Below are 12,948 nucleotides of genomic sequence, written 5' to 3' on the forward strand. Positions count from 1 at the left end.
GCCTACTTTTATAACATCTATAAACGATAATAAAATACTACGTGAAAAGACCGCATTTTGTATAAATATATCCCTTAAGTTGATGGGTGTGGGGTATCGCCCCATGCCCATTAACCTAGGATTTTGAAGTATCCCCATGACGAAAATTTCATCCTTTCATAGTTGTCCATAGAAATTTAGTTCATTTTTTTCGTTTTGGGGAAGAATGTATTTCTTAACTTGATAGCGATGGGGTAGCACCAACAAAACGCGAATTTCTTTAGTTGATTTATCAATATTAATAGTATTATTTCAAAGCTACACTAAGACATAAAAAAATACTAATTTCCTGTAAGTGTTTTAAAAGATAGAAAACAACTGTTTACGGTATGAAAATAGTGCTATTCACCAAGAGGAATTTTTTACTTCCCCTTAGGATAGCACTACACTACATTATAAGTGCTGCTTGATTAAGCATAACATCTCCCCCCTCTTAATTTGACTGTAATTGTGCCAAAAAGCCAAGTTGTTGTGAAGCAGTAATAAAACAAATATAAGCACAAAGCTCTACAATTTCTTTTTCCGTCCAATATTGTTTTAATACATGAAACATATGATCATCTATTGCGTTACGATTATGAACAAATGTATGGGCAAAAGTAACTGCTACACTTATCTCTTCAACTTTTTGCACGTCATCTGGTCTGCCCTTTGCCACACAGTACGGACATTCATTCCCATATGCCAATGTTCTTCGCACCTGTTCTTTTAATTCTTTTGAAAGAGTACCTGTTTCATTTAATGTATCCTCTAGCATACTCCATGAATGTAATATATCCGGATTATGCCCTAATAATCTTTGAAACTTTGTTTCTCCAACAGTTGATAATGAAATTCTCTCCATCATTTTCCCCTCCTATTTCCTTCCTTTTTATTGTAAAATAAATAAATGATATTTTACATTTCATATGAATCTTAATTTATAACTTTTCTTTACAAAAATCATCATTTTACTGGAGGTATACTTACAAATGCAACTAGATCGTGTAGATCGTAAAATTTTAAATGAATTATATAATGATAGTCGCCTTTCCATGCGTGAATTAGCGAAACGAGTAAACTTATCCGCTCCTTCTACTACAGAACGTGTTCGCAAGCTGGAAAATGAAGGTGTCATTCAAAAATATACAATTGATATTGATTATAAAAAAGCAGGCCTTGTATTAGACTGTATTTTAGAAATCACCTTAAAGAATGGTGATACAACACGTATGCAACAATTTATTCAATCTTATCCATCTGCAAGTTTTTGTTATCGAGTAACGGGAAGTTTATGTTACATCGTTAAAATTTCTGTCCCTTCACTCGTTGAACTTGAAAAATTTATCAATGATGTTTCTTCATATGCAACAACAGTTTCTCATATCGTATTATCAGAAGTATCTCTTACTCCTGATATTGAACATATTTTCCCAGAAGATTAATTCATCTTTATTCATGAAAAAGATAAAAAACCCCTTACAAAAAGAATAAAAATGATTTATTATGTATTAAAATACATAAAGATCGAGAAAGGGGCCTTACATTGAAAATCTGGTTTTATGAAAAAACAACACAATTAGATGATTTGCTTGGTATTTGGGACAATGTTCCGACCATCCCTCGAATTGGTGAAAAAGTTGAACTTCTAAAAACGGTTCGGATCGTTACAGATATTAAATATGTGAAAAACGGAAATAATTTCCGCGTAGAAATTATTACAAATTAAAAAGTAGCTCTCCTTTTTTACCGGAGAGCTACTTTTTTTATGGCCTATAATCTGCTTTTTTTATAATAATCTTATCTTCTTCTACAGCTACTGTTACATACTCATTTTCTTCTAACTTGAGTTGGTTTACAGCTTCATCTGGCAGTTCCACCGCCATCAATCTATCTGTTATTATAACTTGGCTATACATTTCATTTCCTTGCGATGAATTCATCACTTTTTCCTCATTTATTAAACGAATCGGTGGCACCCCTACTTCTTTTACGGCACGCCAATTTTTCCAAATAAAAGGAATTAACCATAATAAACCGATAATAGCTAAAATAATACCCATCCATAAATTGCTTTGTGCCTGTAATTCCTTAATCGAAATTGCATCACTTCCATCTCCGCCTATAAATTGCATACTAGTTGCTATAAGATTGTTTACAGCGTGTACCGCAATATTTGTCCATATGTTCTTTGTCTTTATGTAAAGAAGGCACATAATAACCCCAAACATAAAAGCACCAATAACATCAAAATGTCCCAAACCGAAAATAAGTGACGATATAATAACAGCTCGTTTAATCCCCCATTTGTAAGCCATTCGTTGCAAGAAAAAACCTCTAAAAATAACTTCTTCCATAATAGGTGCTAAAATGCACGCTGAAATGAAACTGAATATCACCATATATATGTTACTCGTATTAATTACATTTCCATCTTCTAACATACTAACTAAGAAATTAGGTAAAGTATGTGCTAATATGTAAAATTGAATATGGGATATGCCAACTGAAAAAATCATTCCCATTATCGTTGCTAATAAAATTAACCCCCAATGTAAACGTCCTGGCTTATCAAAAAAACTTTTAAAAACAACATTATTGTTATTTGTTTTTACGTATAACCAAAATAGTGGAAATACAAAAAATATAGATATTTGTGATATGAATTCTATTGTACTGTCAGAAGCTCCTGACAAACTTAATGGAATCATCGTAAGGAACATTCCTATAATCATCCATCCAAAAAAACTTCGTAGTCTTATACGTGAAAATGCATAGTGCATATGGAACACCTCCAAAGATAGTAAAAAGTAAAACTTTAATCATTGTTTTATGCGCAACTCATCTCCTACAAATGGCGGGATAACTAAATTATAATATGAATATAGTTGAAAATCTTCCTATTTTTCTCAAATACTATCAAACAACATACCTATTAAATTATATAATAATGACCTTATTCGATATACCATATCGCTGTTTTTCAACTTAGTTATAATTATATTCCTAAGTAAATATGTATTCGCTGCACTTAATGACTATATAAACCAAAAGAAAGCTGGAATAGACCCGATATTTTACCTAGCTTGAAATACAGAGAATACTGGGGGATTAAAGAATGAGCTGGTTAATAAAAATCCCCGTTAACACGGGGATTTTTATATTATAATACGTCACGCTTTTGGAATAATACACTTGATGCTACAAGTAATACTGCAAAATATGCAACTACAAGTAATAATGAAGTTGTAAACGTAAATTCTGTAAATGGCGGTTCTGCACCACGATTAATTAATTTATTGCCATCGTAAACATTTAAATTTAAATGGAAAAGCACAACAAATTTTGCGGAGCCTTTTGCAAGCATCATAAGCATCATCTTAATTGGCCTTTGTAGGAAAAAGAAGAACAATGTAATAATTAATGGTAATACAGACTTTCTAAATACATTCGCTAAGAAAAAGGCAAGTGTTGCAAAGAAGAACGGTGAAAGTAATTGATACAAAATGGACTTCAATGCAATTCCTAACGTTAATTCTGTTTTACTACCATCCATTATAATCGCACCGACAATCATTGCAATTAACATACCTGCAAATACTATAAATGTTATCGTTAGTAACACAGAAATATATTTAGAGAATAAAATCATGATTCTTTTTCTTGGACGAATTAATAATTGCTTAATTGTTCCTTTTTGAAACTCATCCGTAATTGTACGAGAAGCAATTGTAATTCCAAAAATTGTTGCAAATAAAATAATTAAACCAATCTCTGAACTTGCAAAATCTAAATATGATCCCTTAAACTCATTTCCTTCTCCCCATTTCAGCATCACTAAAACTCCTAAAATCTCTAGCACTGCAACTACACCTATTAAAATATACATACTTTTTTTCGCATGTAACTTTAAAAATTCACTTTGAATTAATTTAAACATTACGCTTTCACTCCCCCAGTAATCTCTAAGAATTCATCCTCTAACGTTTTATTTTGGACTGTAACACCATACACAAGTACATCACCTTGCACTAACTGTTTTACAATTTGCGGAATCTCTTCTTTCATTATAGATGTTACAATTACATTCCCTTTTTCCTTACCTTTAATAATTTCATTTGCTTTCTGTACTTGGTCTACTTCAAATGCCACAACTACCGTTTCATCATGTTTCGCTTGTTCATGTAAGTTATACTCTTGTACAAACTCACCTTGTTGAATAATAACAACGCGATCACACATTAATTCAATCTCACTTAATAAATGGCTCGATACGATTACCGTAATATTCTCTTCTTTCGCTAATCGTTGTAAATAATCACGAATTTGACGAATACCAGCTGGATCTAATCCATTTGTCGGTTCATCTAAAATTAATATTTTTGGCTGATGAAGTAACGCCTGTGCAATTCCTAAACGTTGTTTCATACCAAGTGAGTATGTTTTCACCTTTTTATGAATCGCATGCTCTAATTCAACAAGCTTTACAATTGCAGCGATGCGCTCTTTACTAATAGGTGTAATTGCCATATTCGCAAAATGCTTTAAGTTTTGCATACCAGTCATATAATCATATAGTTCAGGATTTTCTACAATCGCTCCAATTTGCTCTAACGCCTTTTCACGCTCTGTACGAATACTATGACCACAAATTGTAATATCACCTTCTGTCATCGAAATAAGACCTGTCATCATACGAATTGTCGTCGTCTTACCACTACCATTCGGCCCAAGGAACCCGTATACTTCTCCTTCACGAACCTCAAATGATAAGCCACGAATAATTTCTGTTCTACCGATCTTTTTTCGGACATTTTCTAATTTCACTACTACATTTCCCAATGATGATTCCCCCTTTAAACTTCTAGCTTTTTGTCGATGATGCGACCTGTAACTACTATTAATACAATTGTGAATAAACAATTAAAACATAGATTTAAAACTGTAATCTCTGTACCAGAATAAAATGATGTAATTAAAAAGCCGTTTTGATCTATAAATCCAATATTATTTATAGCAAACACATGCCTTTCTACTTGCTGAAAGATAGACATCATTTCCAAATTAAATGCGGCAAAAACGATGAATAAAACTACGCAAACGATCTTACTCATTGATGATTTCATTTTGAACAGTTTTACAATTACCATAATCAAATAAATAGAAACTAGCATATTAACAAAATCTAGTCCCCATAAGAAAATAGATATCGTATGCTGTAATATTCCATAATCATATAAACTGTGAATTTCTTGCTGGACACCTAAATCTGTTTTTCCTTTGTAAATATTTAAAGAAAAATAATATAGAAAAATGATTCCTATTCCTAGCAAAATCATAAAGAGTAGTACAAAAAATAAAATATTTGCACATATATACTTTTGTGCTGAAATAGAAGTATAACGAAGCATAGAGTTTTTTAGCATTTTCCGAAAAGACGATATACCTGTTAGAAGAATTGCAAATCCAGTTATACTTAGTACGATCAAAAATATAATAATTATTATATCCTGCCTCTCTGAAATTCTAACCCCTGAAATTCCCTTCATATTAAATAAAAGAATTAATGAAGCTGTAATAAATCCAAAGTAAATAATGGCTATTTTTCTCTTATTACAATTATACAGATAACGAAAAAGCTGACTCATTTCTCATAGACCTCCTTAAACAGCTCATGTACCGCCTTACCCCTTTGAAATCGTAGCTCTTCTACATTTTCATACAAAATCATTTCTCCATCTTTCAAAAAAATCACTTCATCAAATATATTCTCGATTTCTTCTATTAAATGAGTTGAGATAAGCATCGTGCAATCTTCTCTGTAAAATTTAAGGATAAGTTCCAATACATGTTCTCTAGAAACAAGATCTATACCACCGAGTGGCTCGTCTAGAACATACAACTTAGCTTTTCGTGAAAATGTTAATATAATTTGCAGCTTCTCAATCATTCCTTTTGATAATGCTGTAATTCTTTCTTCTAGCGGTATTTTAAATTCAACTATCGTATCTACCGCTTTTTGAATATCAAATTCTTTATAAAAATCCCGATAGAAAAATAAAGCATCTTTTACAGTCATCCATTCTTCAAATATCGGCTTATCTGGCAAAAATGAAACGATTTCTTTCGTCTCTAACCCAACTTTTTTACCGTTAATGGTAATGCTACCTTCAGAAGGATGTTGTAAGCCCGCAATCATTTTCAATAACGTCGTTTTCCCGCTCCCGTTATCTCCAACGAGCCCAATAATTTTCCCTTCTGTAATCTCTATGTTTAACTCACGGATTACTGCTTTCAATCCATATTTTTTCCATAAGTCTTCTATTTTTAATAGCTCTGTCATTCGCTCTCCTCCCTTTTCTCACTTAATGAAGAACGAAGAATCGAAAGAATTTCTTCTTCTGAAAAACCTAAATTGTCCATTCCATCTATAAAGGAATGAAGCAATTCTTTCGCCATGTCTTTGCGCAGCTCCATAATTTTCTCCCCTTCATTCGTTACATATCGTCCCATTCCTCTACGTGTAACAACAACCCCATCCCGTTCCAGCTCTTGAAATGTACGCTGAATCGTATTCGGATTCACTTGTAATTCACTCGCTAATTCACGTACGGAGGAAATTTTATCACCAGGCAATAAATGTCCTGTTACAATTTCCTTTTTTATGTATTCCATTACTTGAATGTAAATTGGTGTATTTGGAGAAAACTCTATTTTCATTTCTTCCCTCCTGTCTTAGTGTATTAGTTAAATAGTACACTAAGGCAAATTATATGTAAATACTTACAATATAATTTGTAATAAAAAGGCAGTGTAACTTTCGTTACACTGCCTTCCTTTAATAAAATATCAGTAAATCTATTCAATGATAGTTTCACTCGTTTGAATTCACATATAACCTTATGCGAAAATTATTTTACTTTCACTTGAGTTAGCACAGATTTAAACGTATTAATAACTGTATCTACTTCTTCATAACTAATTGTAAGAGATGGTTCAATACGAATTGTTTTTGAGTTAATTAATGTTCCAGCAACAAGAATACCTTGATCGAACATCGCCTTTGACACTTCATAACCAATCTCGTCTTTATGGAATTCAATACCAATCATTAAACCTTGACCACGAATTTCAAAGATTTTATCATCATGCCCTTCTGCTGCTTGTTTCAATCCCTTTAAGAAATACTCCCCAACTTCCGCAGCTCGTTCCGGTAATTTCTCTTCCAATAATACATGAATTGTTGCAATTGCAGCAGCACATGCAAGAGGATTTCCTCCAAATGTTGTTGTATGCATAAATGGATTTTCAAACCAACTTTGGAATACTTTTTCTTTCGCAACAATAGCTCCTGCTGGCATTACACCTCCACCAAACGCCTTCGCAAGACAAATAATATCCGGCACAACATCATATAATTCTGCAGCAAACATTTTTCCGGTACGTCCCATTCCAGTTTGCACTTCATCAAAAATAAGGAGTGATCCAAACTCATCACAAAGCTCTCGCACTTGTTTCAAATAATTTTCTGGAGGTAAAATAATGCCGCCCTCTCCTTGAATTGGTTCTAGAATAACTGCTGCAACATCTTCTCCCACTAATGCACATGTCTCAAATGTTTTTCTCATCATATCAATATCGCCAAATGGAACGTGGCGGAAACCAGGAATTAATGGTAAGAATGGCTTACGGAACATTCCTTTTGCCGTTCCAGATAGGGCACCAAGACTCTTACCATGGAAGGCACGAGTTGTAGAAATGAAAGTTGTTCTTTCACTATACATTTTTGCTAGTTTTAACGCTGCCTCCACACTTTCTGTACCACTGTTTGTAAAGAAGGCGTATTTCAAATCACCAGGTGTAATGTCCGCTAAAATCTTTGCAAGAATTGCTCGAAGTGGATCTAGTAAATCCTGACTGTGTAATGCTTGACGCTTTAATTGATCTGTCACAGCTTTTACTACTTTTGGATTACGGTGACCAACATTGTAAATTCCGAATCCACCTAAACAGTCAATATATTTTTTACCATTAATATCCATAAAGCAAGATCCTTCATCAGACCATTCTACTGCTGCAAATTGTCCATCCTTTGTTACTGTTTTTCTATAAGCAAGAAAACCAGGATTTACATGCTCTCTAAATCCATCTACTGTTTCTTTTTGAATCCAGTTCGCCTCTTCTTCAGAGACTTTTTCTTTTTCAATTAACTGTAGTACTTTCGTAATGTACTCATTTACAGTTGAATCTTTTACATCTTTCTCATTCAATTTATTTTTCACGTTCGTTCCCATCTAATTCACCCCTACATTTTTTTTATTTACAAACCAACCTATCGGTTCTACTTCTAGATTTATATTAATCTGCTTAATTTCTTGAAATTCTTCTAAACCAAACGTTCCTAGGCTACGCCCAATACCACTTTGCTTATATCCACCCCAAGGTGCCTCATTGTATGTTGGATGATAACTATTAATCCACGTAATTCCTGCGCGAAGTTTACGAATCACGCGCATTGCTTTTGCACCATCAACTGTAAATACTCCTCCAGCCAAGCCATAATCTGTACCATTGGCCAACTCAATTGCTTCCTGTTCACCTTTAAACTTTTGAATTACTACAACAGGACCGAAAATTTCTTCTTGTACAATGCGCATCTCCGGTTTTACATTGACAAAGACCGTTGGTTCAATAAAGAAACCATCGCCTTTTCCACCCTCCGTTATCCGTCTACCACCGCAAGCAATGTCTGCGCCTTCGTCTTTCCCAATTTCAATGTAGCTTAATACTTTTTCCATATGTTCTTGACTTACAAGTGGCCCCATTTCTGATTCTGGATTATCACCAGGTCCAACTTTAATTTGCTGTGCTCGCTCTACAAAACTATTAACAAATTTATCGTAAATATTTTCTTCTACGAGGATTCTTGATCCTGCTGAACATACTTGTCCGCTACCTGCATAAATACCAAACAAAGCATAATCAATAGCAGTCTCAAAATCTGCATCTGCAAAAATAATATTTGGGGATTTCCCTCCAAGTTCTAACGAAATCTTTTTCATATTATCTGCCGCTGTTCTCATAATGTGTTTACCTGTTTTTGTTCCACCCGTAAAGGAAATCATATCCACTTTATGACTCGCTGCAATTTCATTTCCTACTATCGGACCTGCCCCCATTACCATATTGGCAACCCCTTTTGGTAGCCCTACTTTTTCAAGAATTTCGAATAGCTTTGTTGCAGTAATTGGTGTCACTTCAGAAGGTTTAAACACAATTGTATTTCCAGCTGCTAAAGCAGGTGCAATTTTCCATACACTCATCAATAGCGGATAATTCCATGGAACAATTAATCCACAAACACCAACTGGCTCTCTTACAACCATCGCTTGTATCGGATCGGCTACATGATATGTTTGCCCATCTGGCTTTGTAATCAATCCGGCGTAATAACGAAAACAAGCCGCTGCATCTCCAATATCTCCTTCTGCCTCACGGTATGTTTTTCCATTATCCATTGTTTCAAGATACGCTAATTCTTCCATATTTTTATCAATTTCATCTGCTATTTTAAATAAATATGATGCCCTTTCAGCAGTGGATGTTTCTGACCAAATTCCGCTATCGAAAGTCGCTCTTGCTACTTCTATCGCGTATTTTGCATCCTCGATTGTTCCCTCAGGTGCATATGCTATACCCTTGCCATTCGCAGGGTTAATAATCGTTCTTTTCTCTTGATTACTAGACTCTCTCCATTCACCGTTTACATACATTTTTAAATCTAGCACTATCTTGAATCCCCCTTTATCGATCGTTTATATATTTATAAGCAATTTTCATGCCAATATTTAAAGTGCAAAGGAATCATACAAAGACTGACTATTTTCTTAAAATCAACAAAAAATTTATGCATTTTCGCATGCGTTATTCCATTTTGCATAAAACGGAACATTAATCATTTCCGCTATCATCTTTAATTTTGCTAAAACTTGAAATGATATTCCTACTACCCGCAAATATCAAAATTACTCTACACATTAACAAAAAGGAGAAGTCTATATGACCTTCTCCTTTTTTAGGAATAAGAGATTATATCAGCCTCCATCCCTTTTTCGCTAACAATTTTTTGATATTTACGACTCACTGAAGATTGGCTGATTCCAAGGGCTTTTGCAGCCTTAGTCGTTGTTTTATACTGCTTCATTGCAAGTAAAATCAATTGTTCTTCTACAGAATGTAGTGCTTCTTGTAATGGTAATACTCTTGTAATAACTGGTTTTGATTTTTTAAAGTCATAACCAGGTGTTAAAAACTTACTAACAAACTCCGCTTCAATTACTGGATCGTCTGCTGATACTACTAAACGTTCAATCATATTTTGTAATTCACGTACATTTCCTGGCCATGAGTAAAACTCTAGTAAGTTAAGCGCATCCGGAGTTAAATGATAATTTTTATTATATTTTTCATTTAACTGTTGCAAGAAATGAAAGGCAAGTACCGGAACATCTTCCATTCGCTCTCGTAGAGGAGGAACTTGCAATGGAATTACATTTAAGCGATAAAATAAATCTTCACGGAACGTTCCTGCCTCTACCATTTTTTCAAGACTCTTATTTGTAGCGGCAATAATTTGTACATTTATTTTCGTAGGTATTGTACTTCCAATAGGAATTACTTCTTGTTCCTGCAGAACTCTAAGCAATTTCACTTGCAAATGTAAGGGCATTTCTCCAATTTCATCTAAAAATAAAATACCTTGATCAGCTCGCTTAAAATATCCTTCTTTCCCATTTTTATCTGCTCCTGTAAAAGCACCTTTCGTATAACCAAATAGTTCACTTTCTAACAAAGTTTCTGGAATTGCACCACAATTTAATTTTAAAAATGGCTTTGCAGATCGCTTTCCAAGTTGATGAATTGCTTGGGCAATTACTTCCTTCCCGACGCCCGATTCTCCAGAAATAAGAACATTGGAAGAAAAATCTGCTATTTTTTTAGCTTGGTTAATAATTTGTTCCATTTTCGGACTACAGTAAATAAGCTTCTTAAGAAAACGATCTTTATTTTTAAAGTCATCTAACTCCTTCTTATATTGCTCTGATATCTTCTTTATTTCATGTAATTCCGTCTTCAATCTCGTTGCTTCGGTAATATCCCTTGAGGCAATAATAATTCTATGAAGCTCTCCGCTTTCATTAAATACAGGATTTCCAACTGCTAATATTTTTCTTCCGCTTTTTGTTTCTTGTACAACTGATACCTTTTTTTGTTGTTCCAATACTAATCGCGTAACAGATGGACTAAATAATCCTTTCTTCTCTAAGTCTAAAAGATTTTTTCCTAAAAGATCTTTCAAATTACTCCCCCAAAAATCATTGATAACGGTTTCACTGTAACGAATTAATTCTCCTTTATGATTAACAACTAATATTTCATCATAAATACTAGACAAGATTGCATGTAAATCTTTATTTAAATCCTTTATATATTCAATTTCCATCGCCATGTCCTCAACCATCGGCAAATCTTGTACAATAATAACCATTCCTTCGATACTTTGATCAAAGTTTGGAATAGGACTATAGTCAACTAATACGCCCATCTCATTTGTGATTTGTAATTGATTCAAAATCGTTTTTCCCGTTGCAAATACGTTATTAATATGTTCTTCATTAAAAATCTGTTCTGCTGATACATTCATAACTTTTTCAGGCGTCGATTTAATCATCTTCAGACCAGATTCATTGCAATTTACAATTCTTTTTTCACGATCTACTACAAAAATCCCCATTGGAATAGACGTTAAAATAATTTTCAGTATATCAACACTCTGATTTTCTTGTTTAAATAGTTCTGCAAAAACATCCTCTCTTCTTATATATCCTGTTAACTCATCCATTTCATTTTTCACTATGGCAATCGGCGCTCCAATAATTTGAAAAAGAGCTGTTAAAGAAATATCTTTACTAAGATGACATATTGTATCTAGCGAAACAGCATTTGAAAGCAGTGCCTTGGAAGTTAATCCTTTACTGTTTGATAGCAGATCCTTAACGTGAACGTATGCAAATAATTTCTCTCCTCTTTTTAAAAATAGAAAAGATTCTTTTATATTTTCAACATCTATATTCCATTCCTTTTCAGATTGATCGATAGGTAGAGATACAATAGGTCTAATTTTTTTATGAGCAATGGAAAACATTCTGCTATTCCTCCTTTGAACTAATTAACTTGTATTGTATCATTAAATACAGATTTTTTTAATTAATCTGAAAATAAAACATTTCTTCCTTTGTTTAATAAAAAAAGGAAGATGAACGCTTCCATCTTCCTCATTGTTCTATCATTAATCACTACCACTAACGAAAAGGTCTTCTTGAATATAAGCTAATACCATACCTGGAATTACTTTATCTCCTGCCTCTACTTCTAAAGATTGAACTTCTCCACTACATCCCATCTTAATTACTTCCAGTTTACCATTCATATCTTTAATAGAAAATACTGGCTCCCATTCATAAACTCGAGAATCCTTATCAATAGATACTTTTTCAATTGTTCCATAGCATGGGCTCGTAATAATATCATAGTACATAATCAATCATCCCTTTCTTTTATTCTATTAATATTGTTCTTCTAACCTTTGTGACTGAAGAATCATATGGAAAAAACTTTGAAACTCTTCTATATCTTCTACCTCAATTCCTAGCCTTGGTGCCCAATATTGTTCCTCTCCAATATCTTCTTGACTTAATAAAACCATTCTCCCATTTTGAATAGAGGTAACCATTGCTTTTCCAAGAAACTGTTGTGAATACGTAACAGCTATATCATAACGATGACTATTCGACAAAATACAATAATAACCGATTTGTTGTCTCTCCACTTCTTCTAATAAAATATCCAGTTTCATTTGAGCCCTCCTTT

General features: G+C 33.4%; 14 protein-coding genes. 2 read left to right on the forward strand and 12 right to left on the reverse strand.

The window, feature by feature from the left end; all coding sequences use genetic code 11:
• Positions 1–472: 472 nt before the first annotated feature.
• The gene (locus MR109_RS10475) at positions 473–886 is read right to left on the reverse strand and encodes a carboxymuconolactone decarboxylase family protein (protein WP_308197273.1); all 414 of its coding nucleotides are present in this window, start codon (positions 884–886) and stop codon (positions 473–475) included.
• A gap of 124 nt (positions 887–1,010) precedes the next feature.
• Here MR109_RS10475 and MR109_RS10480 point away from each other — a divergent pair, with 124 nt between their 5' ends.
• On the forward strand, positions 1,011–1,463 hold the full coding sequence (locus MR109_RS10480) for an Lrp/AsnC family transcriptional regulator (protein ID WP_242272040.1): 453 nt from the start codon (positions 1,011–1,013) through the stop codon (positions 1,461–1,463).
• Positions 1,464–1,564: 101 nt separating this feature from the next.
• Entirely contained in the window at positions 1,565–1,747 is a 183-nt protein-coding gene (locus MR109_RS10485) for a DUF3913 family protein (RefSeq protein WP_025150950.1), read from the forward strand.
• A gap of 37 nt (positions 1,748–1,784) precedes the next feature.
• Here MR109_RS10485 and MR109_RS10490 read toward each other — a convergent pair whose 3' ends face one another.
• The 11 genes from MR109_RS10490 to MR109_RS10540 all read right to left on the reverse strand — a co-directional run bounded on the left by MR109_RS10490 (position 1,785) and on the right by MR109_RS10540 (position 12,934).
• A complete protein-coding gene (locus tag MR109_RS10490; RefSeq protein ID WP_242272042.1) occupies positions 1,785–2,801 on the reverse strand; it encodes a CPBP family intramembrane glutamic endopeptidase in 1,017 nt (338 codons plus the stop codon).
• Positions 2,802–3,181: 380 nt separating this feature from the next.
• Positions 3,182–3,958, reverse strand: a complete 777-nt coding sequence (locus MR109_RS10495) for an ABC transporter permease (protein WP_071720183.1) — start codon at positions 3,956–3,958, stop codon at positions 3,182–3,184.
• Positions 3,958–4,860, reverse strand: coding sequence for an ABC transporter ATP-binding protein (locus MR109_RS10500; RefSeq protein WP_071720181.1), 903 nt, complete (start codon positions 4,858–4,860; stop codon positions 3,958–3,960). The genes MR109_RS10495 and MR109_RS10500 overlap by 1 nt, the downstream gene beginning before the upstream one ends.
• A 14-nt stretch (positions 4,861–4,874) precedes the next feature.
• On the reverse strand, positions 4,875–5,666 hold the full coding sequence (locus MR109_RS10505) for an ABC transporter permease (protein ID WP_242272044.1): 792 nt from the start codon (positions 5,664–5,666) through the stop codon (positions 4,875–4,877).
• Positions 5,663–6,361, reverse strand: a complete 699-nt coding sequence (locus MR109_RS10510; RefSeq protein ID WP_071720177.1) for an ABC transporter ATP-binding protein — start codon at positions 6,359–6,361, stop codon at positions 5,663–5,665. Before MR109_RS10510 ends, MR109_RS10505 begins: the two co-directional genes overlap by 4 nt.
• Positions 6,358–6,738, reverse strand: a complete 381-nt coding sequence (locus tag MR109_RS10515) for a GntR family transcriptional regulator (RefSeq protein WP_048369465.1) — start codon at positions 6,736–6,738, stop codon at positions 6,358–6,360. The genes MR109_RS10510 and MR109_RS10515 overlap by 4 nt, the downstream gene beginning before the upstream one ends.
• A gap of 191 nt (positions 6,739–6,929) precedes the next feature.
• A complete protein-coding gene (locus MR109_RS10520) occupies positions 6,930–8,312 on the reverse strand; it encodes a putrescine aminotransferase (protein ID WP_098304904.1) in 1,383 nt (460 codons plus the stop codon).
• Positions 8,313–9,806 (reverse strand): aldehyde dehydrogenase family protein, encoded by a 1,494-nt coding sequence (locus MR109_RS10525; RefSeq protein WP_242272046.1) that lies wholly within the window; start codon positions 9,804–9,806, stop codon positions 8,313–8,315. It lies immediately after the preceding gene.
• A gap of 287 nt (positions 9,807–10,093) precedes the next feature.
• Positions 10,094–12,223: a sigma 54-interacting transcriptional regulator gene (locus tag MR109_RS10530; protein ID WP_048369469.1), complete on the reverse strand. Its 2,130-nt coding sequence runs from the start codon at positions 12,221–12,223 to the stop codon at positions 10,094–10,096.
• A 144-nt stretch (positions 12,224–12,367) separates the two neighbouring features.
• On the reverse strand, positions 12,368–12,616 hold the full coding sequence (locus MR109_RS10535; protein ID WP_098304902.1) for a biotin/lipoyl attachment domain-containing protein: 249 nt from the start codon (positions 12,614–12,616) through the stop codon (positions 12,368–12,370).
• A 27-nt stretch (positions 12,617–12,643) separates the two neighbouring features.
• The gene (locus MR109_RS10540; RefSeq protein WP_242272048.1) at positions 12,644–12,934 is read right to left on the reverse strand and encodes an SAV0927 family protein; all 291 of its coding nucleotides are present in this window, start codon (positions 12,932–12,934) and stop codon (positions 12,644–12,646) included.
• Between the last annotated feature and the right edge of the window lie 14 nt (positions 12,935–12,948).

It is taken from the genome of Bacillus cereus group sp. BfR-BA-01310 (genome assembly GCF_022664325.1).
In the GTDB taxonomy this organism is placed as follows: Bacteria; Bacillota; Bacilli; order Bacillales; family Bacillaceae_G; genus Bacillus_A; species Bacillus_A paramycoides.